The following is a 25,370-nucleotide window of genomic DNA, read 5'->3' as shown; positions in this document are numbered from 1 at the left end:
GGACCCTGCTCCGTCCGGTGGGTGCGCCTCAGCGACGGCACGCCCACCAGCAGTGTGCGGTGAGCGTAGAAAGGTCTGTACCAACCGTCAAGAGGTCCAGACCTCCGACAGCCCATCCGGCTCTAGAGACCCAACTCCTGGGCCAGTACCGCCGCTTGGACCCTGCTGCGCAGTTCCAGCTTGCCGAGGAGCCTGCTGACGTGCGTCTTCACCGTGGCCTCCGCCATGTCCAGGCGTACCGCGATCTCCGCGTTGGACAGGCCCCGGCCCAGGCACGAGAGGACCTCGCCCTCGCGGCGGGTCAGGGTGTCGAGCGCGGCGGGGCGCTGTGGGGCGACCTGGCGCGGGGCCGCTGCGAACTCCGCGATGAGGCGGCGGGTCACGGCCGGTGCGATCAGGCCCTCGCCGCGCGCCACCGTACGCACCGCCTCGATCAGGTCCTTCGCGTCCGTGTTCTTGAGCAGGAAGCCCGAAGCGCCCGCGCGCAGCGCGCCGAAGACGTACTCGTCGAGGTCGAAGGTGGTCAGGACCAGGACGTCGGCGAGCTGTTCGCCGGTCACGATGCCGGTCGCCGAGACTCCGTCCAGCTTCGGCATCTGGACGTCCATCAGGACCAGGTCGGGGCGGAGTTCACGGGCGAGCGCCACCGCCCGCTCGCCGTCCGCCGCCTCGCCGACCACCTCGATGTCCGGGGCGCTGGAGAGGATCAGCACGAGCCCGGCCCGTACCGCCGACTGGTCCTCCGCGACCAGGACCCGGATCGTCATGTGCTCAACTTCCCTTCCTCTGCGGGCAGTTGGGCCCGCACCTGCCAGATCTTGGAGCCGTCGGTCGCCGTTTCGGGACCTGCGGCGAAGGTCCCGTCGAGCAGTTCGGTCCGCTCGTGCATCCCGATGAGCCCGGCCCCGGAACCCGGAGCGCGCGGGCCGGGACGGTCGCCGTACGGGCTGGTGACGCGTACCGTGAGCAGGCCGTCCAGGCGCGTGAGGACGACCTCGACGGTGCCCGGCGCCGCGTGCTTGAGCGCGTTGGTGAGGGACTCCTGGACGATCCGGTACGCCGCGAGCTCCACCGGCGCGGGCAGCGGGCCGTCGTCGGCACGCCGGTCGTCGAGCGTGAAGCCGAGCCCGCTGTCGGCGCCGTTGGTGCGCGCCTGGGCGAGCAGCGCGTCGAGCCCGGCCAGGGTGGGCGCCGCGGTGGGCTCGTCGCGGCCGGTGGTGTCGCGAAGGAGCCCGATGAGCCGACGCATCTCGGCGAGCCCGTCGACGCTGTTCTCGCGGATCACCGAAAGTGCCTGCCGGGTGGTGGCCGGGTCGTCGAGGGAGAGCGCGGCCGTGGAGTGGATGGCGATCGCCGAGAGGTGGTTGGCCACCATGTCGTGCAGCTCGCGGGCCATCCGCGCGCGCTCGGCGACCACGGCCTGGCTGCGGTCCAGCTCCGCGAGCAGCGCGGTCTGTTCGGCCCGCAGCCGGGCGCTCTCGGCGGCCTCGCGGTGGTTGCGCACGAGGGCCCCGGTGGTCGCGGGCGTGAACGAGATCAGGCCGGTGACCACGCCGATGAGCAGCGCCTCCGGCTTGTGGAACCAGGCGTAGAACCCGATCGTCACGCCCACGGTGATCAGCCCGGTGGTGACCGGGATGCGGCGCGCGGCGGCCGGGGTGCCGTACAGGACGGCCGCGTACATGAGGTCGGTGAACATCACGACCGTCGCCAGGCTGCCCGACGTGAACTGGTCGGCCACCAGCGCGCAGGTGCCGATGACCAGCGCTGTCTGCGGGGCGGTCCGGCGGAGCAGCTCCAGGCCGGCCATCAGGACCAGCGGCACCAGCACCCAGGCGCCGCCCAGCGGACGGCCCCCCTGGGTGTGCAGGCCGACGGCCCACAGGACGAGCCCGCCGAGCAGTCCGGCCCCGGCGATCAGGGCGTCGTCGCGGTCTGGTCGGGAGAGCGGCTTCACGGTCCCATCCAACACGGCCGCCGGGCGCCGGGCCTCCTCACCCCAGGCGATCCGCCGCTACATCGAAGGATGCAGTCCCGTTTCGTCACTGGCGACGACGAAGGGGCGCCGGGAGCGGGCGAGCCTTGAGGAGTACGAGAGGAGACCACCGTGATCGTCACGCTGATCATCGCCTGCGAAGTCGGCTTCTGGGTCCTGCTGGCCGCGGGTCTCGCCCTGCGCTACCTCGCCAGGATGCGGAGGACGAGCGTGGCGGTGCTGCTGTGCGAGCCGCTCCTGGAGGTGGTGCTGCTCGTGGTGACCGCCGTCGACCTGAAGAACGGCGGGCAGCCGGACTGGAAGCACGGCCTCGCCGCCGTCTACATCGGCTTCTCGGCCGGGATGGGCCACTACATGGTGACCCGCGCCGACGCCTGGGTCGCCTACCGCTTCGCGGGCGGCCCGAAGCCCGCCAAGGCACCCAAGGGGGGCAGCGCCAGGACCGCGTACGAGTGGAAGATGGCGGGCCGCTTCACCGTCGCGTCCCTGATCGCGATCGCCCTGCTCCAGGCCGCGATCTGGTACGTCGGAGGGGACGGCAGCACCGACTCGCTGCGGATGTGGCAGCAGAAGATGCTGTGGGTGATCGGCATCAACGTGATCATCGCGCTGAGCTACACGCTGTTCCCGAAGAAGGTGGAGGAGGCGAAGGCGAAGCCCTCGGTGTTCGACCGGCTCATGAGGCCCCCGTCCGAGAGGCCCGGGGCGCACACAGGCGAGGACCGTACGCTGACCCGGCGGTAGCCGGTTGAAGTGAGGGAGCGCGGATGAGCGGGCCGAGCCGTCCCGGGGACGTCCTGGTCGTCGACGACGACGATGCGGTGCGCCGCTCGCTCGACCGGGGGCTCAGGCTGAACGGCTTCCGGGTCCGCACCGCCGACGGGGGCCGCGCCGCGCTCGCCGCGATCGGGCAGAGCCCGCCCGATGTGCTCGTCCTGGACGTGTCCATGCCTGGCATGAGCGGCATCGAGGTGTGCCGGACGCTGCGGGATTCCGGGCACGACCTGCCCGTCCTGATGCTGTCGGCGCTGGACGAGACCGCCGACCGGATCGCCGGGCTCCAGGCGGGCGGCGACGACTACCTGGTCAAACCGTTCGCCCTTCAGGAGCTGGTGCTGCGCCTGCACGCCCTGCTGCGCCGCCGACCGCCCGACCCGCACGACGTGGTCCGGGCCTGCGGCCTCGTCATCGACCCGGCGGCCCGCACCGCCGAGCGCGACGGACGCCCGCTCGACCTCACCCGGCGCGAGTACACACTCCTCGAAGTCCTGGCCCGCAACGCCGGCCTCGTCCTCAGCCGGGACCAACTGCTCGAACGCGTCTGGGGGTACGACTTCGACGTGCGCACCGACGCCGTCGACACCTTCGTCAGCTATCTGCGCCGCAAGCTGGAGGCGGACGGCGCGCCCCGGCTCGTCCACACCGTGCGCGGCGTCGGCTTCGTCCTGCGGGAGCAGCCGTGAAGCTCTCCACCCGGATCGCCCTCGCCGTCGGCGTCACCGTGCCACTCCTGGTCCTGGCCTGCGGCTGGCTGCTGTTCACCCTGGTCGCCCGCGATCTGCACCGCGAGGAGGACAGCCACCTGCGGGCCCGGGCCACCGCGGTCGCCCAGGACGCCCGTACCCTGCTGAGGGCCGCCGCCAACGGCCGGCCGACCGCCGAGGAGAACCGTCAGCGCCGCCTGTTCAACGCGGCGCTCGACGTCGGCGTACGGCTCATCGGACCCGACGGCACGTTCAGCGGCGGCCCCCAGCCCGACGCCTCGGTGGCGCTGCCCGCTCCCGGAAACGGGCCGGTCACCATCCGCGGCGGGGGCCGCAGCTGGCGGGCGTACGCGCTGCCGGTCAAGGGGGCGCAGGTCTCCGGCACCCTGTGGGTGTTCGCGCCGGACACCGCGAGCCGCGCCCAGCTCGCCCTGGTCCGCAACCGCGTCGTCACCACCGCGCTGCTCGCGGCCCCGCTGTCCGCGCTGTTGGCCTGGGCCATCGCGAGCGGCGCGACCCGCCCGCTGGGCAGGCTGCGCAAGGCGGCGGCCGGGCTCGACCCCCGGACGACCTCGGTACGTCTGGAACACCGGCCGACCCACGTCGCCGAGGTCGACGACCTGGCCGCCACCCTCCAGACGGTCCTCGCCCGCTACGACGAGCAGGCGACCCGCACCGCGCAGGCCCTCGACACAGCCCGCTCCTTCTCCGCCGCCGCCTCGCACGAGATGCGCAACCCGCTGATGAGCATGGGCACCAACCTCGACGTCCTGGCCCACCCCGGGCTCCCCGACGCCGAGCGCGCCGAGGTCGTCGAGGACCTGCGCCGCGAGCACGCGCGGCTGCTCGGCACGCTGGTGGCGCTGCGCGAGCTGGGGCGCGGCGACCTGGTCGAGGCCGACGCGTTCCGGGTGCTCGACATGGCGGAGGTCGCCGACGCCGCCGTCGCCGAGGCCCGTCGGCGCGCCCCGGACGCGATCATCACGCTGAGCGCGGGGGCCGCGCCGGTGCACGGCTGGGAGCCGGGCATCCGGATCCTGATCGACAACCTTCTCGGCAACGCGCTGGCCCATGGAAGGGACGCGGAGGGCCGGGCCGAGATCGCGGTCGCCGTCGGCCTGGGGGGCGGCCAGGTGCTGGTCACCGTCGACGACCGGGGTCCGGGCATCGCCCCCGCCGACCGCCGGGAGGTGTTCCGCCGCTTCCACCGGGGGCCCGCGAGCACCGGCTCGGGGCTCGGTCTGACCCTGGTCGCCCAGCAGGCGGCGCTGCACGGCGGCACCGTGGAACTCGGCGAGGGGCCGGGCGGGACGGGCACCCGGTGCACGGTGCGGCTGCCCGCCGGGGGCCCGGCCAGGGAGGGCGAACTTCCGGCCCGGCGGGACTGGTTGAGCGTCACGGCCGAGCGATCACAGAGTTCTCACAAAGAGCGTTCCTAGCCTCCGGGGCGTACCGGAAATCCGTACATCACGAATCCGTACGTCACGGAGGCAAGCCATGCGCAACGCCATCTTCAACCGCCACCGGGTCGCGGCGGCAGCCCTCGCCGCGACGGCCGTACTGACCGTCACCGCGCCCAGCGCCTTCGCGGACTCGACGCCCTCGCCGACCGCCACCGCGAAGGCACCCACCGGCGACGGCGCCAAGACCATCTGCAAGCGCGGGCCCAAGGCCGAGAAGCGCATCGAACGCGCCCTGAACCGGCTCGGCGGGGGAGCGGACACGCTGGGTTCGGTGGCCCGGATGCAGCAGCGGGAGGACAACGCGAAGAAGGAGGGCCACACCGCGATCGCCACCTACCTCGACCACAAACTCACCTACCGCAAGGGACTGGTGACGACCCTTCAGCAGCGCCAGAAGGACCTCAAGGACGTGGCCTCCTGGTGTGCGGCCAACAACAACGGGACCAAGTGATGCGGGCTCGCGGCGTGCCTCTCGCCGTGGCGGCCGCGGCCCTGACGGCCGCGCTCGCCACGGGCTGCGCCCACACCCACCCTCAGTCCGGGTCTTCCTCGGGCACCGAGCAGCAGATGGAAAAGAAGGTCAGCGACGCGGAATCGGCCGCCGCGGCGGCGGACGCGGACACGCAGGCGGACCGATAGCCCCAGAGCCGGCCGGCACCAACCCTGCTAGGGGCGCGGGGAACTGCGCGAGCAACCACGACGGCCCGCAGCCGAAAACGGGTTAAGGGGCGCGGGGAACTGCGCAAAAGGCCCCGGGGAGCCACCCCCGCACCGCACAACCCCGCCGAACTACCTCTCACCCCCGGGGACCCACAGCACATCCCCCACCTCCTTGTTCGCCGTACGGGCCAGGATGAACAGGAGGTCGGAGAGGCGGTTCAGGTAGGTCGCCGTGAGGGTGTTCATGACGGCGCCGTGGACCTCCAGCGCCGCCCACGTCGAGCGCTCGGCTCGTCGCACCACCGTGCACGCCTGGTGCAGCAGCGCCGCGCCGGGCGTGCCGCCGGGCAGGATGAAGCTGCGCAGCTTCTCCAGCTCCTCCAGGAAGCGGTCGCAGTCCGCCTCCAGCTTGTCCACGTAGGACTGCTCCACCCGCAGCGGCGGGTACTCCGGGTTCTCGACGACCGGCGTGGCGAGGTCCGCGCCCACGTCGAACAGGTCGTTCTGCACCCGGACCAGCACCTTCACGACCTCCTCGGGAAGCTGCCCGAGCGCGATGGCCGTGCCGATGACGGCATTGGCCTCATTGGTGTCGGCGTACGCCGAGATCCGCAGATCGGTCTTGGCGGTCCGGCTCATGTCGCCGAGGGCGGTCGTGCCCTGGTCGCCGGTGCGGGTGTAGATGCGCGTCAGATTGACCATGCGGCCAGAGTAGTTACGCTCCGGCCGTCCGGAAGACGCGTGTGCCCACCGTCACGGCCAGCACCGCGAAACCGACTGCCACCAGGGCCCCGTACAGCATGGTCGTGGTGGCGTACGAGCCGAGATACGCGGAGCGCACCGCGTCCACCAGGTAGCGGAACGGCATGAAGTGGGACAGCACGTTCAGCCAGGCGGGCGCGAGCGTCATGGGCAGCATCAGGCCGGAGAGCAGCATCGACGGCATGGCGATGGAGTTGATCGCCGGGCCGAACCCCTGCGGGGTGCGCACCTTCATGGCCAGCGCGTACGAGAGGGAGGCCAGCGACAGTGTGAGCAGGGCCACGAAGGCGAAGCCGATGAGGATCCCGGCGAGTGGCGCGCGCAGGCCCATCACCAGGGCGGCGAGGACCAGCAGTACGGCCTGGAAGACGAACAGTACGGAGTCCCGCAGAACCCGGCCGAGCAGCAGGGCCAGGCGCGAGACGGGGGTGACGCGCATGCGCTCCACGACGCCCCAGCTGTTCTCGATGATGAGCGCGAACCCCGCGAACGAGGCGCCGAAAAGGCCGAGTTGGAGCAGCAGGCCGGGTACCAGCACCTGCCAGGAGCTGCCGTTCGAGCCGAGCGGCATATGGGTCAGGAGCGGGCCGAAGAAGAGCAGGTAGAGCAGCGGCATCAGCACGCCGAAGAGGATCTGGAACTTCGAGCGCAGGGTCTGGCGGGCGTACCTGCCGAAGATCAGCGCGGTGTCGGAGAGCAGCGGTGAGGCGGTCATGGGGGAGTCCTAGACGGCTACGGGGGTGGATTCCTGCGGCGCGGCGCTGCGCCCGGTGATGGCGAGGAAGGCGTCCTGGAGCGAGGCGTCGGGGCCGCCCGCGTACCGGGTCTTGAGGTCGGTCGGCGTGCCCTCGGCCACGATCACGCCCTTGTCGACGATCACCAGGCGGTCGGCGAGCGCGTCGGCTTCGTCGAGGTAGTGGGTGGTGAGGAAGACGGTGGTGCCGTGGTCGGCGCGGATCCTGCGGACCAGGTCCCACAGGTCGGCCCGGCTGCCCGGGTCGAGGCCGGTGGTCGGCTCGTCGAGGAAGAGCACGGCGGGCCGGTGCATCAGCCCCATCGCGATGTCGAGGCGGCGCCGCTGGCCGCCGGAGAGCGCCGCGGTCTTGCGCTCCAGGAGCCCGTCGAGGCCGAGGGCGGCCGCCAACTCCCTTGCCCGCAGGGCGGCTTTGGCCTTGCTCAGCCGGTAGAGGCGGCCCTGGGTGACCAGTTCCTCGCGTACGGAGATGTTCGGGTCGACGCCGCCGGACTGGGCCACGTATCCGCAGGCGCGCCGCACCGCGCCGGGGTCGCGCAACAGGTCGTGGCCGGCCACGGTCGCGGCTCCCCCGGTCGGCGGGAGCAGCGTGGTGAGCATCCGCAGCGTGGTGGTCTTGCCCGCGCCGTTGGGGCCGAGGAAGCCGAGGATCTCGCCGGCCCGCACCGTCAGGTCGATGCCGCGCACCGCCTCGACCGGTCCTGCCTTGCTCTGGAAGGTCCGGGCGAGCCCGGCCGTGCTGATGATTGCCATGAGTCAAGAAAAACAGAGGCACTTAAATTTTGCAATGGCTCCAAAATTTAAGAGAGTGCAGAGGATCGCCTAGGCTGGGGGCATGGCAGAAGGGCTCAGGGAGCGGAAGAAGCGCGAGACCAGGCAGCGGATCTCGGACCTGGCCACCGGGCTCTTCATGGAGCGCGGCTTCGAGGCGGTCACGATCGCCGAGATCGCCGAGGTGGCCGACGTGTCCGTGAACACCGTCTACAACTACTTCCCCGCCAAGGAGGACCTGTTCCTCGACCGCAGCAGGGGCATCGTCGACCGGCTCTCGCGCTGGGTGCGCGGCCGCGACGAGGGGGAGTCGGCCGCCGAGGCGGTGCTGCGCGAGCTGCGCGCCGAGGTCGAGTCGGTCTCGCCCCGGGTCGGTCTGATGGAGGGCTACAGCCGGTTCATGGCCGTCATCCACGACTCGCCCGCGCTCAAGGCCCGGCTGTGGGCGGTGGGCCAGGAGGTCCTGGACAACCTGGACGCGACCCTGCGCGAGGAGGTCGGCGCGCCGCCCGAGGAGGCGCTGCCCTCACTGGTCGCGGGGCAGATCAACTGGGTCCACACGACGGCGATGGCCGCCATCAGCCGCGAGATGATGGCCGGCCGCGACCCCAAGGCGGTCTCCCGCGAGGTGCTCGTCCTGATCGACGAGATGGAGGGACTCCTGGGGGACAAGGTGCTCAACTACGCCGTACGGGGCGCCCGCTGAGACCCACCTCACGCCGTCCGGTGTGATGTCCGTCATCTGAGACGTGACGCGCATCTCTTAGCACTCCCAGAAGGCCGCCCGGCCGATAGCCTCCGCCAAGAAGGCTTGGGTGGAAACCTGTTGGAGGGAAGTGTCGTGGCCAGGAAGCTCGCCGTCATCGGAGCCGGACTCATGGGGTCCGGTATCGCGCAGGTCTCGGCCCAGGCGGGCTGGGACGTCGTCCTGCGCGACGTCACCGACGAAGCCCTCACCCGGGGCACCGACGGCATCAAGGCCTCGTACGACAAGTTCGTGAGCAAGGGCAGGCTGGCCGCCGAGGACGCCGAGGCGGCCCTCGCCCGCATCACCACGACCACCGACCTGGACGCGGCCGCCGACGCCGACGTCGTCGTCGAGGCCGTCTTCGAGAAGCTGGAGGTCAAGCACGAGATCTTCCGCACGCTCGACAAGATCGTGCGCCCGGAGTCCGTGCTCGCCTCCAACACCTCCGCCATCCCGATCACCAAGATCGCGGCGGCCACCGAGCACCCCGAGCGGGTCGTCGGCGTCCACTTCTTCTCGCCGGTCCCGATGATGCAGCTGTGCGAGCTGGTGCGCGGCTACAAGACCAGCGACGAAACCCTCGCCACCGCGCGGGAGTTCGCCGAGTCGGTCGGCAAGACCTGCATCGTGGTCAACCGCGACGTGGCCGGCTTCGTGACCACCCGCCTCATCTCGGCGCTCGTCGTCGAGGCGGCCAAGCTGTACGAATCGGGCGTGGCCACCGCAGAGGACATCGACCTCGCCTGCAAGCTGGGCTTCGGCCACGCGATGGGCCCGCTCGCCACCGCCGATCTCACGGGCGTCGACATCCTGCTGCACGCCACCAGCAACATCTACACGGAGTCCCAGGACGAGAAGTTCGCCCCGCCGGAGCTGATGCGCCGGATGGTGGACGCGGGTGACATCGGTCGCAAGAGCGGGCAGGGCTTCTACAAGCACTGAACCGCCGACAGCCCGAAGCCCTCACTCCAAGGGGTGAATTAGGTATCGGTTCGCTCACGGGCGGCAACTTCTGCGGCCGTGGGGCAGTCAGTTGTTGAGTCGGTTGGAAAGCCAGAGCACTCTCGGGAGCGCATATGCACATCAGGGGCGACCACGTCGAGCTGGTCGTCGGGGGCCGCCTCGACGTCCGCAGCGCGGCGGACGCCCGTACGGCCCTGCACTCGGCGGTCGACGACGGGGCCGGAGACCTCGTGCTCGACCTCACCGAACTGGACTCGTGGGACGCCACCGGACTCGGCGTGATCATGGGAGCGCACCGCCGGGCCGGGCGGTGCGGCCGGCGCCTGGTGCTGCGCGGTGTACCGCCCCAGATGCAGCGGCTCCTGGTCGCCACCCGGCTGCACCGCATCCTCGCGATCGAGGGCGGCATCGCCGCCGAGGCCCTGCCCCGCGTGTAGAAACTGGGGAGTTGTCGTAACAGGAGCGCGGGAAACGGACTCCGCGCGCAATCCTCACGAGACTGTGACGTCTTGGGCGGGGCGGCACCCCGCCTGTTCATAGATACTGTCCGCAGGTCTAGGGTTCGGCTTCCCGCCGATCGACGAACCCACACGGCGGGCACCGGACCAGAAGCGACAGCGAAGAGCGAAGTGCGTAAGGGCCGGGAGGGGCAATCCTTACGCACCACGCATCTGGGGGGCTTTCACCATGGACCCGATGAACCGGGGACCGGAAGAGTTCAACCATGCCGACGACACGGCCGGCGTTGCGGGCGCACACGCGGAACCGGGCGCCGGACCGCAGCGCCCGCCGCGCGACAGGGAGCCCGTCACACCCGAGTTCGGACCGCGCGCGGCAGGACTCGCCCGCACCGTCCAGCTCGTCTCCGGCGACTTCCTGCTCACGGTCAATCCGGTCGACGGCAGCGAGATCGAGAACTGCCCGCCGGGCGCGATACCCGGCCGTGCGGTACGGCGCAGCGCCGCCGAGCGGGCCGAGGGCGAGAGAGCCGCCCGGCCGCCGCTGCCGCCGGGCCTGATGACACCCACCCCCGCCCTCCTCGAACGGCAGGAGGAACGCGCCAGGCTCGTACGCCTCCTCGGCCGCGGCCGCTCCGTGCGGCTCACCGGGCCCGCGGGCTCCGGGCGCAGCGCCCTGCTCGACGCCGTCGCCGCCGACTGCGCCGAGCTCGCCCCCGACGGCGTCGTACGCCTCTCGGGCCACCGCCGCACCCCCACCGAGCTCCTTTACGAGCTGTACACCACGGTGTTCCACGCCCCCCTGCACCGGCCCGACCGGGCCGCGCTCCTGGAGCGGGTGCACGAGATCGGTGCCGTCGTCGTGCTCGACGACCTCGAATTCGGCGGGGCCACCCTCGAAGAACTGCTCATGGCCACGCCCGAGTGCGCCTATGTCCTCGCCGCGACCCCCGACGTGCCCGCGCCGCAGTCCGACTCGCACGTCGAAGAGGTCTTCCTGTCCGGCCTCGGCCGCAGCGCCTCGCTCGAACTCCTGGAGCAGGCCGTCGACCGGGCGCTGACCGACGAGGAGGCCAACTGGGCGGGCGACCTCTGGTTCGAGTCCGAGGGCCTGCCGCTGCGCTTCGTCCAGGCCGGCGCCCTGCTGCGCCAGCGCGACCATCTGCGCGGCGACCCCAACTCCCTCGATCCGTACGGCTTTCCGATGGAAGAGCCCGGCGAGGTCTCGGTGTTCTCGGGCGAGGGCCGCGAGATTCCGCTGCCCACGCTCGGCGAGGGCGCGGCCCCCGCGGCCCTGCTCGCCTCCCGGCTGAGCGAGGCCGCCCGGGCCACCCTGCGATTCGCGGTCGCACTCGGTGGCGAGGTGCCGCACCAGGCGCACCTGCCCGCCCTGGTCGGCGACACCCACGCGGACGCCGCCCTCGGCGAACTCCTCGACAGCGGACTCCTGTCCCCGGTCGGCCCCCGCTACCGGCTCGCCGCCGGAGTGCTCACCCAGCTGGAGAACACCGGGTACGCCACCGACTCCGCCGAGCGGGCCCACGCCGCCGCCCAGCACTACACCTGGTGGACCGGGCACCCCTCGGTCACCCCCGAACGGGCCGCCGTCGAGGCGGACGCGGTGCTCGCCTCGTTGAGCGCGCTCGTACCCGGCGACCAGGGCGAACACCCCGCCACCGCGGTCAAGCTGGCCCGCACCGCCGCGCCCGCCTTCGCCGCCGGGCTGCACTGGGGCGCCTGGGAGCGCACCCTGCGCGTCGGGTCCGAGGCCGCCCGGCTCACCGGCGAGGTGGCCGAGGAGGCCTACTTCCACCACGAGTTGGGCGTCCTCGCGCTCTGCAACGGCGGCCTGGACCGGGCCCGCGCCGAGCTGGAGGCCTCCATCGGCCTGCGCGGCGCGCTCGCCGACAAGCGCGGCACCGTCGCCGGCCGCCGGGCGCTCGCGCTGGTCGAGGACCGCTCCGGCGGCCTGCTCCCGGGCGGGCGCACCCCCGCCGGGGAAGTGGCGCCACCGGCCCGCCACGAGGAGCCCAAGGCGCCGCCCGTGGGCGTTCCCCCGGCCGCGGTGACCGCCCAACTCCCGGTCCCCGGCGTCACGTTGATCACCCGGCGGGACACCCCGGTCGGCGCCGCCATGCCCAAGGCGCGGCGCACGCTGTTCGGCGGTGCCCGGCGCAACCTCATCGCGGCCGGCGCCGGCGCGCTGCTCGCCGCGGTGCTCGGCACGGTCGTCACCCTGGGCGCGACCTCCAACAGCGACGGCGACGGCCAGGGCGACCACGTCAAGCAGCAGCAGTCGGCCAATGAGGACGACGGCAGCGGCGGCCTGAACGCCGACCCCAACAACCCGGCCGACAGCGCCAAGCCGGGTGACAACAAGGGCGGTGGTCCCGCGAGCCCGAGCAAGCCCGGCGCCAGCAGCAAGCCGGGCGCCTCCGGGCAGCCGGTCCCGGGCACCAGCGGCAGTCCGAGCACCCCGGGCAAGCCGTCGACCGGGCCTTCGACGCCGTCCAAGCCGCCCACGCCGAGCAAGCCCTCGGGCTCGGGCAAGCCGTCGCACTCGACGGCGCCCAGCCCGTCGCCGAGCAAGTCCACCACCCCGTCGCCCAGCTCCTCGACGCCGACCCCTCCGTCGTCGCCGGCGAGCAGCGGGGGCAGCAGCCCGCCGCCACCCTCGACCAAGCCGCCGCCGCCTTCGAGCCCGGCCCCCAAACCCCCGACGTCGAGCGCGCCGGCCGCGTCCAAGCCGCCGACGACGTCAACCGGCCCCGCCTAGAGCGCCCCGGCGACCTCGACACCCTCGGTCGCCACCGGGGCCCGCGTAAGACCCCGTACAGCACGAGAAGGGGCCCGCAGCACTCTGCGGGCCCCTTCTCGTACGTACGCTCAGAACAGCCGGAGCTTGTCGTCCTCGATGCCGCGCAGGGCGTCGTAGTCCAGCACGACGCAGCCGATGCCGCGGTCGGTGGCGAGGACGCGGGCCTGGGGCTTGATCTCCTGGGCCGCGAAGACGCCCTGGACCGGAGCGAGGTGCGGGTCGCGGTTGAGCAGCTCCAGATAGCGGGTCAGCTGCTCCACGCCGTCGATCTCGCCGCGCCGCTTGATCTCGATCGCGACGGTCTTGCCGTCACCGTCCCGACACAGGATGTCCACCGGGCCGATGGCCGTGGGGTATTCGCGGCGGATCAGGGTGTATCCCTCGCCGAGCGTCTCGATCCGATCGGCGAGCAGCTCCTGGAGGTGCGCTTCCACGCCGTCCTTGATCAGGCCAGGGTCCACGCCGAGTTCGTGGGAGGAGTCGTGGATGACCTCCTCCATCGTGATGATGAGCTTCTCGCCCGCCTTGTTGATGACGGTCCAGACGCCCTCGTCGTCCCCCGAGCCCTCCTTGAGGGTGCACGGCGGAGACATCCAGTTGAGGGGCTTGTAGGCCCGGTCGTCAGCGTGGATGGAGACGCTGCCGTCCGCCTTCACGAGGATGAGACGGGGGGCGGAGGGCAGGTGGGCGGTGAGGCGGCCCGCATAGTCGACGGAGCAGCGGGCGATGACGAGACGCATGGTGGGCAACGCTACTCGACTCCCCCCGCCGAACGCGATTCGCCCAGGAGTGCACTGTTCGTTGTTGGCCGGTTATGTGCCAAGTACCTGCCACGGGCCGGACATCGCGCCTACCGTGGAAGCGGGAGGTTGTCGGCCGCGCACGCTGCGTGTCGGGAGATACGGCCGTCATGCTCCCTTTCCCTGCCCGTAAGGCCCCGCTCCCCGGGGTCGCGAGAGGAGAAACCATGTCGCTCGACGTCTCACCGGCCCTACTCGAACAGGCCGAGCGAGGCGAGGTCGACGAAGCCGCCTTCGTCGACTGCGTCCGGACCTCCCTGCCCTACGCGTGGGAGATGATCAGCTCTCTGGTGGCACAGCTGAAGGTCGACGGCGGAGAGTTCGCCGACAACCAGACGCCACCGCCGGACGAGCAGGCGCGCGGCCAGCTGCTGCGTGCCCTTGCGAGTGACGCCATTCGCGGTGCGCTCCAGCGGCACTTCGGTGTCCGTCTGGCGTTCCAGAACTGCCACCGTGTCGCGGTGTTCCCTCTGGACCCCTCATCCGATGAGCGGCTCGCCCGCTTCACCTCGATCAGGGGTCAGCTGCTCAACCAGTCTCCGGAGCTTCGGGACTGCTGACGTCTTGGCTGCCGCTCCGCGTCGCGGGAGGTGCAACTGACGCGGGGCGGTGGCTGTTTGAGCCACCGCCCGGCATTCGCTAGCTCAGCATCGGCAGCACCTCCGCGCCGAGGCGCCGTACGTTCTCCTCCGTCGCCGCCAGATCGCCCGAGCCCTCCACCAGGAGGGCGAAGCGGGTGATGCCCGTGCGTTCGGAGGTGGCCGCCAGGCGGTCCGCGGCCAGGCGCGCGGTGCCGACCGGGTGCAGCCCGCAGAGGAGTTCGGTGTACGCCACCGGGTCGCGCATCGCGCGATGACGGCCGTCGACCGTCACATGGGCGTCAAGCCCCTGCTTCAGCCAGCCCGGCATCGACTTGAGGAGCGTCTCCGCGGCCTCGGCCCGGCGGTCGGCGATCTGGGCGACGCCGGCCGACACATGGCCCGCCGTCGCCACCTTCTCCGCCGTGTGGCCCGCCGCACGCGCCTCCCGGCGCCACAGCGCGACCATCTCGGCCTTCTCCTCGTCGCCGCAGTGCATCCCGAGCAGCATCGGCAGCCCGCGGTCCGCGGCCAGCTTCACGCTCCTCGGTGACGTGCAGGCCACGACCACCTCGGGACAGGCGTCGTCGGGACCGCCGTCCAGGATCTCGTCGGGCCTCGGCACGACCGGGACCTCCCGGAAGGTGAATCGTTCCCCCAGGCCGGCCACGCGGGGCTCGCGCAGCCAGCGCAGGAGCAGATCGAGCGACTCCGGAAAGCCCTCCTCGTACGCCCTGAGGCCCGAGCCGAACACCTCCAGGTCGACCCATGGCCCGCCGCGCCCCACGCCGAGCGTGAACCGCCCGCCGGAGGTGAGGTGCAGCAGCGCGGCCTGTTCGCCGAGCGCCACCGGGTGTGCGGTCGGCAGCACGGTGACCGCGGTGCCGACCCTGATCCGTTTCGTACGCCCGAGCAATAACGCCGCCAGCGTCACAGCCGACGGGCACACGCCGTACGGTACGAAGTGATGTTCGGCCAGCCACACCGAGTCAAGGCCGGATTCCTCGGCCACCTCGGCGGACCTGACCGCACGATGGAGCGTTTCTCCCTGCCCCTGGCCCGGGAACTGGGCTGCCAGTACAAAAGTTCCCACACGCATGGCCTTCTGCCTCCTTGCGGCCGACGCAGCTCTCCCCCTCTTACTGGCAAGAACGTCTGACAAGTGCCAAAGGCACGGTCTGACGCCAACTTCTTGCGATTGTCGGCTAAGAGTCCCTCTGACGGGTGACTCTGGCACGCCCTACCCGTGCGGGTACCCGTCGTGCGGGGGCCTAGGCTGGAGAGAAACGTCCGACCCGCCCCGTGAGGTGTCTACGTGTCCCCGCGCCGCAACCGCCCCAAGGGCGGCGAGAAGCCGACCGAGTCCGAGAACCGGACGGAGGGGGGCGACCGTTTCGGGCTGCAGGGCACCGAGTCCTGGCAGGGGGAGGAGTGGTCGGTCCGGCATGTGGCGGGGGCCAGTGCCGCGGGCAAGCGGTACCGCTGCCCCGGCTGCGACCAGGAGATCCCGTCGGGCGCGCCGCACCTGGTCGCCTGGCCCGAGTACGCGGGCGTCGACGAGCGCAGGCACTGGCACAAGGCCTGCTGGAACGCGAAGGACCGCCGCACCACGCGGGTGCAGCGGTCCAGGAACGCGCCGAGGTACTGAACGGCCCTCGGCCGAGGGGCGAACGCCCTTGTACGCCCTTTGTGTGCCCTTATACGTCGCGGGAGTTGAGCGACAGGAACGCGCCGCCGAGCGCGAGGGCGGTGATCCCCGTGATGATCCACAGCGAGTCCCAGCCGGTCGGCGCGGAGTTCGAGATCGAGGCTCCGTAGAAGGCGATCAGCTGGCTCGGGATCGAGTAGTCCATGAGGAAGGCCCGCACGTCGCTCAGCGACTCGGTGTACATGAACAGTGCCATGACCAGGGGAAGCAGTACCACGCCGATCATGATCGTGATCGAGCCGGCGGAGTGCCGGATCAGCGCGCCCACCGCGAGCGACAGCAAACCGAGCATCGCGACGTAGAGGCCGATGCCGACAGTGGCGCGCAGCCACTCCCCGCCGGTCGGCGTCGGTGCGTACGGCACCATCGCGGTCTGGACGACAGCGACGAGCGTGGCGCAGGCCGTCACGATGACGAAGGCGAGCAGGAAGAAGACGACCGCCTTCGCGGCCAGGATGCGGCCGCGGCTCGGGCAGGCCGTGAAGGTCGTACGGATCATGCCGGTGCCGTACTCGGAGGTGATGGTCAGCACGCCGAGTGTGATCACGCAGAGCGAGCCGAGCAGCACGCCGTAGGCGCCGAGCACCAGGACAGGGGTGTTGCTCGTGCTCATGTCATGGCCGCTGGCCCGAACGAGGAAGCCGATGAGTAGCCCGAGGCCGAGGAGGAGCACGATCAGCACGCCCAGTGTCCACATGGTGGAACGCACCGACCGGATCTTGGTCCACTCGGAGGCGAGCGCGTCACCGAAGGTGGCCCGCCGGACGGCGATCGGCGAGGTGTACGTGCCGAGCGGCCCGCCCGGCGCCTGCTGAGGGTGCGGCTGCTGCTGGTAGGGGGTGGTCATCGGGCGTCCTCGGGCTTGGTCGGGGCGGCAGGCGCGGCCGGGGCCTGCGGAACCGGGGGAGCGGCGGGCGGCTGGGGGGCCTGCTGTGCGGGCGCCTGCTGGACCGGCGGCTGCTGCACCGGGGCCTGCTGGGGCGCTGCCGCGTACGGGTTCTGGCCGGGCGGCGGCGGGGCGTACCAGCCCTGCTGCGGCACCTCGGGGATGACCGGCGGCGGCGCGTATCCGGGCGGCATGACGGGCTGCAGGCCCGCCTTCTGGTCGGCCGTGGAGCGGTAGTCGACCGCGCCCTGCGTCATCCGCATGTACGCCTCTTCCAGCGAGGCCTGGTGCGGGGACAGCTCCCACAGGCGTACGTCCGCCTCATGGGCGACGTCGCTGATGCGGGGCAGCGCGAGGCCGGTCACGCGGAGCGCGCCGTCCGGCTCGGGCAGCACCTGGCCGCCCGCCTCGGTCAGCGCGGAGGTCAGCTTCTCGCGCTGGGCGGGGTCGGTGCCGGGGATGCGCACCCGGGCGAAGTCGGCGGAGTTGTGCGAGATGAAGTCGGTGATCCGCATGTCCGCGAGCAGCTGGCCGCGGCCGATCACGATGAGGTGGTCGGCGGTCAGCGCCATCTCGCTCATCAGGTGCGAGGACACGAACACGGTGCGGCCCTCGGCGGCGAGCTGCTTCATCAGGTTGCGCACCCACAGGATGCCCTCGGGGTCGAGGCCGTTGACCGGCTCGTCGAAGAGCAGCACCTGTGGGTCGCCGAGCAGGGCCGCCGCTATGCCGAGCCGCTGGCCCATGCCGAGCGAGAACCCCTTGGAGCGGCGCCCCGCGACCTCCTGGAGGCCGACCACGCCGAGCACCTCGTCGACCCGGCGGGCCGGGATGCCGGAGAGCTGGGCGAGCGAGAGCAGGTGGTTGCGGGCGCTGCGGCCCCCGTGCACGGCCTTCGCGTCGAGCAGCGCGCCGACCTGGCGCGGGGCGTTCGGGAGGTTGCGGAAGGGGTGGCCGCCGATGGTCACGTGGCCGGCGGTCGGCTGGTCCAGGCCGAGGATCATGCGCATGGTCGTGGACTTGCCGGAGCCGTTGGGCCCCAGGAATCCGGTGACCGCGCCGGGTCGTACCTGAAAGGAAAGGTTGTGCACGGCCGTCTTGGCGCCGTAGCGCTTCGTCAGGCCGACTGCCTCGATCATTCTCCAGCCCCATCGACGGTTTGGGTCGTCGGGGCGGTGTCCGGCCTGCGGCCGGCATGCCCCCGTATGAGTGAGGAGCTTATCCAGGCCTTGACGGTTCCGGCGAAGTCGTTCCGTCCGCGCAGGCCGGTCAGGCGTCCCGTTTCTGCAGGACGAGACAGCCGCCCGCCACCGCCGCGATCACCCACAGCACCATGATGCCCAGGCCGCCCCAGGGCCCGTACGGCGCCGGATCGCTGTTCATCGCGTCCGGGACCACCTGCATGATCTTCGAGCCGGCCCGGTCGGGGAAGTAGCGGGCCACGTTCTTGGCACCCGGCACGGCCGAGAGGATCTGCGAGATCAGGAAGAAGAACGGCATCAGGATGCCCAGCGACAGCATCGAGCTGCGCAGCATCGTGGCGACGCCCATCGAGAACAGCGCGATCAGCGCCATGTAGAGCCCCGCGCCGACGACCGCCCGCAGCACATGGGGCTCGCCGATCGTCGTCCGGTGCGGTCCGAGCAGCGCCTGGCCGAGGAAGAACGACAGGAAGCTGGTCGCCATGCCCACGACCAGTGCGAGCAGCGTCGCCACGGTCAGCTTGGCGAACAGGAACGTACCCCGCCGCGGCACGGCCGCCAGCGAGGAGCGGATCATGCCCGAGCTGTACTCGGTGCCGACCACCAGGACGCCGAAGACGACCATCGCCAGCTGGCCGAGGATCATCCCGGAGAAGCTGATGAACGTCGGGTCGAAGGTCAGCTTCTCGGCCGGCCCCAGGTCGTCGAACTGCGACTTCATCAGCGCGCACAGCGCGGCGCCGATGGCGACCGTGACGATCAGGGCGCAGGCCAGCGTCCAGGTCGTCGACGAGACCGTACGGATCTTGGTCCACTCGGACTTGAGGACCGCGGGCACCGATGCCATGGCTCAGACCCCCCGGCCCTGATTCTGCGGGCCCCAGTTCGGCGGCCGGGGCGGCCCGCCGGGGGTGGTGGCGCCGTGTGCGTGGTACTCCACCGAACCCGCCGTCATCTGCATGAACGCCTCTTCGAGGGAGGCCTGCTGGCCCGACAGTTCATGCAGGACGAGCTGGTGCCGGGCGGCCAGTTCGCCGAGTGCCTCGATCCTGCCGTTGTCGATTTCGATGGCGCCGTCGCCGGTCTGGAGGAAGGGGACGCCGTTCTGGTTCAGCACGTCGAGGAGGCGTTCCCACTGCGGTGAACGCAGTCTGACGAAACTCCGGGAGTTCTGCCGGATGAAATCGGCCATCGATGTATCGGCGAGCAGTCGGCCCTGCCCGATAACGATCAAGTGATCCGCGGTGAGTGCCATTTCGCTCATCAGGTGAGACGAAACGAAGATCGTTCGCCCTTCGCCCGCGAGCTGTTTCATGAGATTGCGGATCCAGTGAATTCCCTCGGGGTCCAGACCATTGACGGGTTCGTCGAACATCAGGATCTCGGGATCCCCGAGCAGCGCCGAGGCGATTCCCAGGCGCTGCCCCATACCCAGCGAGAAGCCCTTCGCCTTCTTCTTCGCCACCGCGGAGAGCCCGACCGTGTCGAGCACCTCGGAGACCCGCGCGGCCGGAATCCGGTTGGACTCGGCGAGACACAGCAGGTTGTTGTACGCGGTGCGGCCGCCGTGCATCGCCTTGGCATCCAGCAGCGCCCCGATGTACTTCAGCGGCTCGGGCAGCTCCCGGTAGTGCTTGCCGTCGATGCGTACGGTCCCACTGGTCGGGTTGTCCAGATCGAGCAGCATGCGCATGGTCGTCGACTTGCCGGCCCCGTTGGGTCCCAGGAATCCGGTCACCACACCGGGTCTGACCTGGAAGGACAGGTGATCGACGGCGACCTTGCTGCCATAGCGCTTGGTGAGGCCCTCTAGCTCGATCATGCGACCACGCTAAGGGTGCGCAAAGCCCCCTGCCACCGGAGTGACAGGGGGCTTCACGGACTTCGACCGCAGCCCACGGGGGAAGGGCTGCGGGGACTAGCGGGACTGCTGCGCCGGGACGCCGCGCGAGACGGGCTCGTCGTCGACCGGGGAGCCGGCGGCGGCCACAGCCGCACCGGTGAGCGTCGCCAGCATCTCGCGGACGTTGGTCAGCTGCGCGTTGATCGAGTCGCGGCGGTTGGTGAGCGCCGCCAGCTCGCGCTCGGATTCCGAACGGATCCGGTCCGCCTTGGCGTTGGCGTCCGCCACGATGTCCTCGGCCTGGCGCTGGGCGGTCTCCACCGTCTGGCGCGCCCTGCGCTCCGCGTCCGTACGCAGCTTCTCGGCCTCCAGGCGGAGCTGCTCCGCGCGGTGCTCGATCTCCGCGAGGCGCTTCTCGGCCTTGGCCTGACGCGACGCCAGGTCGCGCTCGGACTGCTCGCGGCGCTTGGCCAGGTTCGTCTCGAAGTCCGCGGCGGCCTGAGCGGCCTTGGCGCGGGTCTCCTCGAAGAGCGCGTCCGCCTCCTCGCGCTTGGACTGCGCGTCCTTCTGCGCCTCGGAACGGAGCTGAGAGGCGTCACCCTTCGCCTTCTCGACGATCCGTACGCCCTCGTCCTCGGCCTTCGCCTTGCGCTCGGAGGCGAACGACTCCGCGTCGTTGCGCACCTGCTGGGCGGCCGACTCGGCGAGCTCACGGTGCTGTTCGGCGGCCCGGCGGGCCTCCTCGCGCAGGTCCTTCGCCTCTTCCTCGGCGAGCCGCAGGATCTTTTCGACACGCGCACCCAGACCCGCGTACGACGGCTCCGCGTCGTTCACCTGGGCCTGGGCGTTCTGCGTTTCGAGGTGGAGCTCCTCGATGCGCTTTTCCAGAGAAGTGATCCGTGCCAGAGCACTGTCACGGTCGGCGACGAGCTTGGTAATGCGGTCATCCACCTGACCGCGGTCGTAACCACGCCGCACGAGCTCGAAGCCGAAGGGGGAGGAAGTGTCGCTCATGGGGTTCCTGTCGAATGAGACCGGTGAGGTGATAGGGGGAATCCTAGGGGCCCAAGCGGCGTGTCATCGAGCGGATGCCCGTTTGATCTGGAGAATGTCCAGCCTTTTGAGTGGCTACCCCTCGGAGGACTTGCCACTCGAACGAGTTGCTCCGGCCGCGGCACCCGCCTTCACACCTGCGGAGGAACCGCCGCCCGAGGCGGACTTGCCGCCCCCGCCCGGCGCCTCGAACGACTCCAGAGCCTCAAGTACATCCTGGACGCGGGAGATCTCGGCATTGATGTCGGCGCGCCGCCGTACCAGGACGTCGAGTTCGCGCTTGCCCTCCTCGACCGTGCGGCGCGCCTCGGCTGCCGCCTCGTCGCGCAGCGCGGTGGCCTCGCGGACCAGCTCGGCCTTCTTGGTCTCGGCCTCCTTGAGCAGCGCCTCCGCCTTCTTCACGGCGGCGATACGCACCTTGCCCGCCTCGGAGTTGGCGTCGGAGACCAGCTCCCTGGACTTGGCCTCGGCCTCGGCTGCCTGCTCGGTGGCGGCCTTCACCAGCTTGTCGACGCGCTCGCCGGCGGACTTCATCTGCTCGGCGCTCTCGCGGCGGGCCCGCTCGTGCAGCTCCTCGATCTCCGCCTCGGTGCGCGAGCGCACCTCTTCGGTGCGCTCCCTTATGGCGGTGGCGTCCGCGCGCGCACCGGCGAGCAGCTCGTCGGCGTCCGTACGGGCCTTCTCCACCAGGGAGTTGCCCTCCACCGTCGACTCCGCGACGATCCGCTCGGCCTCCTTGCGGGCCGCGCCGACCATCGTGTCGGCCTGCTCCTCGGCCTCGGTGGCGGCGCGCAGCGCCTCCTCCTGAGCCTTGTTGATGAGCTGGTCGGCCTGCTCGGCCGCGTCCGCGCGCCGCTTGGCCGCGGCCGTGCGGGCCTCGTCGAGCAGCCGGTCCGCCTCCTCGCGGGCCTCGGTACGCGTCTTCTCCGCGGCCTCCTCGGTACGGGCCTTGTTCTTCTCGGCCTCGGCCCGGATCCGCTCGGCCGCCTGCTGGGCGGAGCCCACCGTGTCGGCGGCCTCGGCGCGCAGCCGCTCGGCCTCGCCGGTCGCCTCCGCGATGAGCTGGTCGGCCTGGGCGGCCGCGTCCGTACGCCGCTTGTCGGCGGCCCGGCGCGCCTCGTCGAGGACCCGGTCGGCCTCGGCGCGGGCTTCGTTTATGGTCTGCTCGGCCTCGGCACTGGCCGCGCCCAGCGTGGAGCCCGCGTCCGCGCGCGCCTCGGTGGTGACCAACTCGGCATACGCGTTGGCCTCGTTGGTGGTGCGCTCGGCGTCCGCCTCGGCCTTGCTGGTGACCCGCTCGGCCTCCTCGCGCGCGGCCGTCGTGACCTGCTCGGCCTCGGCGAGGGCCGCGGAGGTGACCCGGTCGGCTTCCTCGCGGGCCTCGGCGCGCAGCGCGTCGGCCTCGGCCTGGCCCTCGACCCGTACCTGCTGGGCCTCGGTGGTGAGGCGCTCGGCCTCGGCGGTCGACTCGGCGGCGAGCCGCTCGGCCTCCGCCGTCGCCTCGGTGACCAGGCGGTCGGCCTGGCTCGCGGCGTCGGAGCGGATGCGGTTGGCGTCCTCGCGGGCCTCGGCCCGGGTGCGGGCCGCGTCCTGCTCGGAGGAGGCGAGCGCGTCGGAGGCCTCGGTGCGCATGCGCTGCGCGTACTCGGAGGCGTCCGAACGGGCCTTCTCCGCCTCGGTCATGGCGTCCGTGACGGTCCGCTCGGCCAGCGCCTTGGCTGCCTCGGACTCCTCCTGGGCACGGGCCCGGACCCGGCCCGCGTCCTCGCTCGCGCGCTCCCGCTCGGCGTGCGCGTCGGCGCGGACCCGGTCCGCCTCCTCCTGCGCCTCGGTCGTGGTGCGCTCCGCCGCGTGCTCGGCCGCGCTGCGCAGACCGGCGATCTCCTGCTCGGCCTCCTCGCGGAGCCCGGACACCGAATCCCGTACGTCCTTGGCGGTCTGCTCGGCCGCCGACACCAGCTCGGTGGCGCGCCGGTCGGCCTCCTCGCCGAGCCGCTGCGCCTCGGCCTGTGCCTCCTCGACCCGCTTGCGGGCGGAGGCGAGCAGGTCCTCGCTCTGCTCGCGGGCCTGGGCACGCTCCGAATCGGCTTCCGCGCGCGCCGAGTTGAGGGTTTCTTCCGCCTCGCGGCGGCGCCGGGCGGACTCCTCCTGGGCGGCGGCCAGCGCCTCGGCGGCCTCGGCGCCGACGCGCTCGGCGGCGGCCGCGGCCTCCGCGCGCATCCGGTCGGCGGTCTCCTGCGCCTCGGACTTGAGCCGCTCGGCCTCCGCGGACGCCTCGGCGCGCAGCCGGGACGCCGCGTTCTCCGCCTCGGAACGGGCGGTCGACGCATCGGAAGCGGCCTCGGTGCGCAGCCGCTCGGCCTCCTGCTCGGCCTGCGCCTGGAGCGTACGGATGCGCTCGGCGGCCTCGGTGCGGATCCGCTCGGTCTCCTCGGCGGCCTCGCGCCGGATCCGCTCGCCCTCGGCGCGGGCGTCGGTGAGGGCCTGCTCGGCGGAGGCGTGGCGCTGCTCGGCCTCGGTGTGCAGGCGCGTCAGTTCCTCGGCGGCCTCGGCCTGACGGGCCGCTATGGCCCGCTCGGTCTCCGCGCGGAGCTCAACTGCCGCCTGCTCGGCGCCCGTTGTGGTCTGCTCGGCCTGCTCCTCGGCCTCAGCGCGCATCCGCTCGGCCTCGGCGCGGGTGCGCTCAAGGGTCTCCTCGGCCTGCTTGCGCAGCGTGTTGGCCCGCTCGACGGCCTCATTGCGTACGCGCTCGGACTCGTTGCCCGCGGTCGTGCGCAGCTCGTCGGCGTCGGCCTTCGCCTTGGCGAGGAGCTCCTCGGCGGTCTTGGCCGCCTCCTCGATCTGCTGGACGGCCTCGCGGCGCGCCTCGCCCCGGATCCGCTCGCCCTCGGCGACCGCCTCGGCGCGCAGCTGCTCGGCCTCGCCGCGCAGCCGGCGGGCCTCCTCCTGGAGCTCGACCGTCTTGGCCCGGTACTCCTTGGTGTCGTCCTTGGCCGCGCCCTTGAGCTCGTCGGCCTGCTCGGCCGCCTCGCCGCGCAGCCGCTCCGCCTCGGCCTCCGCCTCGTGGCGGATCCGCTCGGCCTCCTCGGACGCCTTGCGGGTGGTCTCCCGGGCGTCCTCGGACGCCTTGGTGAGCACCTCCTCGGCCGTACGCGCGGCCTTGGCGAGCTGGGCCGCGGTGTCCTCGGCGGCGCTGGTGCGCGCCGACTCGGCGGCCTCCGTGCGCAGCCGCTCGGCCTCCGCCTTCGCGTCCTCAAGTGCCTGCTCGGCCTCGGCCTTGAGGGTCTCGGACTCCTTGGTGGCCTCCGCGACGAGCCGGGCGATCTCGGTCTTCGCGGTCCTGGTGCGCTGCTCGTTGGCGGACTCGGCGCTCGCGAGCTGCTTGGCCGCGGCCTCCTTGGCCTCGGTGACGGCCCGTTCGGCCTCGGCGCGAGCCTCGCGCAGCGCGGCCTCGGCCTCCTGCATCCGCTGCTCGGCGGCCCGGCTCAGCTCGGCGGCCTGCTGGCGCGCCTGGTCGGACTCGGCGGTGGTGGTCGTGCGCAGCTGCTCGGCGTGGGAGGTGGCCTCCTGGGCCTGCGTGGAGGCCGCGTTCAGGAGCCGCTCGGCGTCCTTGCGGGCGCGCAGCAGCGTCGCCTCGGCCTCGGCGCGGGCCGACTCGGCCTCGGAGCCGAGCCGTTGGCGGGCCTCCTCGGCGATGCGGGTGGCCTCGGCGCGGGCCGCGGCGAGCGACTGCTCGGCCTCCGCGCGGGACTCGTCGAGCAGGCGGCGGGCCTGCGACTCGGTGCGGGCGCGCAGCTGTTCGGCCCACGCCACGTTCTCGTTGACGTGCGACTCGACGGTGGCACGGCGCTCGGCCAGCTCCTGGTCCAGGCGCTGGCGGCGGTTGACGGCCTCGGCGTGCAGCTCGGCCTGGAGCCGCGCCTGGTGCTCGGCGTGCTCCTGGAGGATCCGCTGGGTCTGGGCACGGGCGTCGCGCAGCTCGCGCTCGGCGTCGGTGCGCAGCTGCTCGGCCTGCATCTGGGCGTTGCGGAGCAGCTGTTCGGCCTGGTAGCCGACGTTCGCGGCGTCGTAGGCGGGACGGGTCGCGAGATTGCGGCGCGCCTCGTGGAGCTTGGCGCGCAGCACTTCGACCTGGTAGCCGAGATCCTCGGCGTGCTGAACGGCCTTCTCCCGCTCGGTCTTCAGCCGCTCCATCTCGGCCTCGAACCGCGAGAGGTGGTCGTCAGGCCGGTGGCTCTGGCTCTCCTGGCGTTCGTAGCCCCGCACTGCGCGGTCCCATCCGTCCCCTGGTCGCGAACACTGCCCGTACGAGCGCCGTCCGACCGTGAGTAACAGCGGACGGGCCCCCGGTGAATGGTGTCAGATCAAAACAGGGGCGTGGGTCCCAGGCCCCGACCCGACCCCGGCCCGGAACCGCCCACTG

General features: G+C 71.9%; 24 protein-coding genes. 11 read left to right on the top strand and 13 right to left on the bottom strand.

Going from position 1 to position 25,370, the window contains the following annotated elements; translation table 11 throughout:
- Window positions 1–122: 122 nt before the first annotated feature.
- Entirely contained in the window at window positions 123–767 is a 645-nt protein-coding gene (locus ACSHXC_RS12495) for a response regulator (RefSeq protein ID WP_438291660.1), read from the bottom strand.
- Window positions 764–1,957, bottom strand: a complete 1,194-nt coding sequence (locus tag ACSHXC_RS12490) for a sensor histidine kinase (RefSeq protein ID WP_438291658.1) — start codon at window positions 1,955–1,957, stop codon at window positions 764–766. The genes ACSHXC_RS12495 and ACSHXC_RS12490 overlap by 4 nt, the downstream gene beginning before the upstream one ends.
- 150 nt (window positions 1,958–2,107) lie before the next feature.
- On the opposite strand from ACSHXC_RS12490, the gene ACSHXC_RS12485 reads away from it, so the two are divergent.
- From ACSHXC_RS12485 to ACSHXC_RS12465, 5 genes are read left to right on the top strand one after another with little or no spacing between them, the layout of a single operon-like run.
- On the top strand, window positions 2,108–2,740 hold the full coding sequence (locus tag ACSHXC_RS12485) for a hypothetical protein (RefSeq protein WP_438291656.1): 633 nt from the start codon (window positions 2,108–2,110) through the stop codon (window positions 2,738–2,740).
- Between the two features lie 23 nt (window positions 2,741–2,763).
- A complete protein-coding gene (locus ACSHXC_RS12480; protein WP_438291654.1) occupies window positions 2,764–3,459 on the top strand; it encodes a response regulator transcription factor in 696 nt (231 codons plus the stop codon).
- Window positions 3,456–4,919, top strand: a complete 1,464-nt coding sequence (locus tag ACSHXC_RS12475; RefSeq protein ID WP_438291653.1) for a sensor histidine kinase — start codon at window positions 3,456–3,458, stop codon at window positions 4,917–4,919. The genes ACSHXC_RS12480 and ACSHXC_RS12475 overlap by 4 nt, the downstream gene beginning before the upstream one ends.
- 58 nt (window positions 4,920–4,977) lie before the next feature.
- Window positions 4,978–5,394: a hypothetical protein gene (locus tag ACSHXC_RS12470; protein ID WP_438291652.1), complete on the top strand. Its 417-nt coding sequence runs from the start codon at window positions 4,978–4,980 to the stop codon at window positions 5,392–5,394.
- Between the two features lie 14 nt (window positions 5,395–5,408).
- Complete coding sequence (locus tag ACSHXC_RS12465) at window positions 5,409–5,582, top strand: hypothetical protein (protein WP_438291651.1); 174 nt, start codon at window positions 5,409–5,411, stop codon at window positions 5,580–5,582.
- A gap of 150 nt (window positions 5,583–5,732) precedes the next feature.
- Here the strand turns inward: ACSHXC_RS12465 and ACSHXC_RS12460 are convergent, their stop codons facing one another.
- The 3 genes from ACSHXC_RS12460 to ACSHXC_RS12450 are packed head-to-tail and all read right to left on the bottom strand — an operon-like array spanning window position 5,733 to window position 7,872.
- Window positions 5,733–6,305, bottom strand: coding sequence for a cob(I)yrinic acid a,c-diamide adenosyltransferase (locus ACSHXC_RS12460; RefSeq protein ID WP_438291650.1), 573 nt, complete (start codon window positions 6,303–6,305; stop codon window positions 5,733–5,735).
- A gap of 13 nt (window positions 6,306–6,318) precedes the next feature.
- Window positions 6,319–7,080: an ABC transporter permease gene (locus ACSHXC_RS12455; RefSeq protein WP_438291649.1), complete on the bottom strand. Its 762-nt coding sequence runs from the start codon at window positions 7,078–7,080 to the stop codon at window positions 6,319–6,321.
- Between the two features lie 9 nt (window positions 7,081–7,089).
- Window positions 7,090–7,872, bottom strand: a complete 783-nt coding sequence (locus ACSHXC_RS12450) for an ABC transporter ATP-binding protein (protein WP_438291648.1) — start codon at window positions 7,870–7,872, stop codon at window positions 7,090–7,092.
- Between the two features lie 82 nt (window positions 7,873–7,954).
- Here ACSHXC_RS12450 and ACSHXC_RS12445 point away from each other — a divergent pair, with 82 nt between their 5' ends.
- The 4 genes from ACSHXC_RS12445 to ACSHXC_RS12430 all read left to right on the top strand — a co-directional run bounded on the left by ACSHXC_RS12445 (window position 7,955) and on the right by ACSHXC_RS12430 (window position 12,835).
- Window positions 7,955–8,596, top strand: coding sequence for a TetR/AcrR family transcriptional regulator (locus ACSHXC_RS12445; RefSeq protein WP_438291647.1), 642 nt, complete (start codon window positions 7,955–7,957; stop codon window positions 8,594–8,596).
- 135 nt (window positions 8,597–8,731) lie between these two features.
- Window positions 8,732–9,580, top strand: coding sequence for a 3-hydroxyacyl-CoA dehydrogenase family protein (locus tag ACSHXC_RS12440; protein WP_438291646.1), 849 nt, complete (start codon window positions 8,732–8,734; stop codon window positions 9,578–9,580).
- A 134-nt stretch (window positions 9,581–9,714) separates the two neighbouring features.
- Entirely contained in the window at window positions 9,715–10,038 is a 324-nt protein-coding gene (locus tag ACSHXC_RS12435; protein WP_114038189.1) for an STAS domain-containing protein, read from the top strand.
- A gap of 250 nt (window positions 10,039–10,288) precedes the next feature.
- Window positions 10,289–12,835 carry an ATP-binding protein gene (locus ACSHXC_RS12430; protein ID WP_438291645.1) on the top strand — a complete coding sequence of 849 codons (2,547 nt, stop codon included), beginning with the start codon at window positions 10,289–10,291 and terminating at the stop codon, window positions 12,833–12,835.
- Window positions 12,836–12,945: 110 nt separating this feature from the next.
- Here ACSHXC_RS12430 and nucS read toward each other — a convergent pair whose 3' ends face one another.
- The gene (nucS, locus tag ACSHXC_RS12425; protein ID WP_189963708.1) at window positions 12,946–13,617 is read right to left on the bottom strand and encodes an endonuclease NucS; all 672 of its coding nucleotides are present in this window, start codon (window positions 13,615–13,617) and stop codon (window positions 12,946–12,948) included.
- 227 nt (window positions 13,618–13,844) lie between these two features.
- On the opposite strand from nucS, the gene ACSHXC_RS12420 reads away from it, so the two are divergent.
- Complete coding sequence (locus tag ACSHXC_RS12420) at window positions 13,845–14,237, top strand: SCO5389 family protein (protein ID WP_053727014.1); 393 nt, start codon at window positions 13,845–13,847, stop codon at window positions 14,235–14,237.
- A 79-nt stretch (window positions 14,238–14,316) separates the two neighbouring features.
- On the opposite strand, the gene ACSHXC_RS12415 is transcribed toward ACSHXC_RS12420, so the two are convergent.
- Entirely contained in the window at window positions 14,317–15,354 is a 1,038-nt protein-coding gene (locus tag ACSHXC_RS12415; protein ID WP_438291643.1) for an LLM class flavin-dependent oxidoreductase, read from the bottom strand.
- 216 nt (window positions 15,355–15,570) lie between these two features.
- On the opposite strand from ACSHXC_RS12415, the gene ACSHXC_RS12410 reads away from it, so the two are divergent.
- Window positions 15,571–15,903, top strand: coding sequence for an ATP/GTP-binding protein (locus ACSHXC_RS12410; protein ID WP_189963712.1), 333 nt, complete (start codon window positions 15,571–15,573; stop codon window positions 15,901–15,903).
- A gap of 49 nt (window positions 15,904–15,952) precedes the next feature.
- Here the strand turns inward: ACSHXC_RS12410 and ACSHXC_RS12405 are convergent, their stop codons facing one another.
- The 6 genes from ACSHXC_RS12405 to scy form a co-directional block, all read right to left on the bottom strand.
- The gene (locus ACSHXC_RS12405; protein WP_438291642.1) at window positions 15,953–16,810 is read right to left on the bottom strand and encodes an ABC transporter permease; all 858 of its coding nucleotides are present in this window, start codon (window positions 16,808–16,810) and stop codon (window positions 15,953–15,955) included.
- Entirely contained in the window at window positions 16,807–17,988 is a 1,182-nt protein-coding gene (locus tag ACSHXC_RS12400) for an ABC transporter ATP-binding protein (RefSeq protein WP_438291641.1), read from the bottom strand. Before ACSHXC_RS12400 ends, ACSHXC_RS12405 begins: the two co-directional genes overlap by 4 nt.
- Window positions 17,989–18,118: 130 nt before the next feature.
- Window positions 18,119–18,898 carry an ABC transporter permease gene (locus ACSHXC_RS12395; RefSeq protein ID WP_438291640.1) on the bottom strand — a complete coding sequence of 260 codons (780 nt, stop codon included), beginning with the start codon at window positions 18,896–18,898 and terminating at the stop codon, window positions 18,119–18,121.
- Window positions 18,899–18,901: 3 nt separating this feature from the next.
- Window positions 18,902–19,873: an ABC transporter ATP-binding protein gene (locus ACSHXC_RS12390; RefSeq protein ID WP_438291639.1), complete on the bottom strand. Its 972-nt coding sequence runs from the start codon at window positions 19,871–19,873 to the stop codon at window positions 18,902–18,904.
- Window positions 19,874–19,969: 96 nt separating this feature from the next.
- Window positions 19,970–20,908 (bottom strand): cellulose-binding protein, encoded by a 939-nt coding sequence (locus tag ACSHXC_RS12385; RefSeq protein WP_114038199.1) that lies wholly within the window; start codon window positions 20,906–20,908, stop codon window positions 19,970–19,972.
- A 114-nt stretch (window positions 20,909–21,022) separates the two neighbouring features.
- Window positions 21,023–25,213, bottom strand: a complete 4,191-nt coding sequence (scy, locus tag ACSHXC_RS12380) for a polarized growth protein Scy (RefSeq protein ID WP_438291638.1) — start codon at window positions 25,211–25,213, stop codon at window positions 21,023–21,025.
- Between the last annotated feature and the right edge of the window lie 157 nt (window positions 25,214–25,370).

It is taken from the genome of Streptomyces sp. HUAS TT7 (assembly GCF_051550175.1).
Lineage (GTDB): Bacteria > Actinomycetota > Actinomycetes > Streptomycetales > Streptomycetaceae > Streptomyces.
The sequence above is the reverse complement of the archived record's forward strand: the minus strand, read 5'-3'. Positions and strand labels throughout refer to the sequence as shown.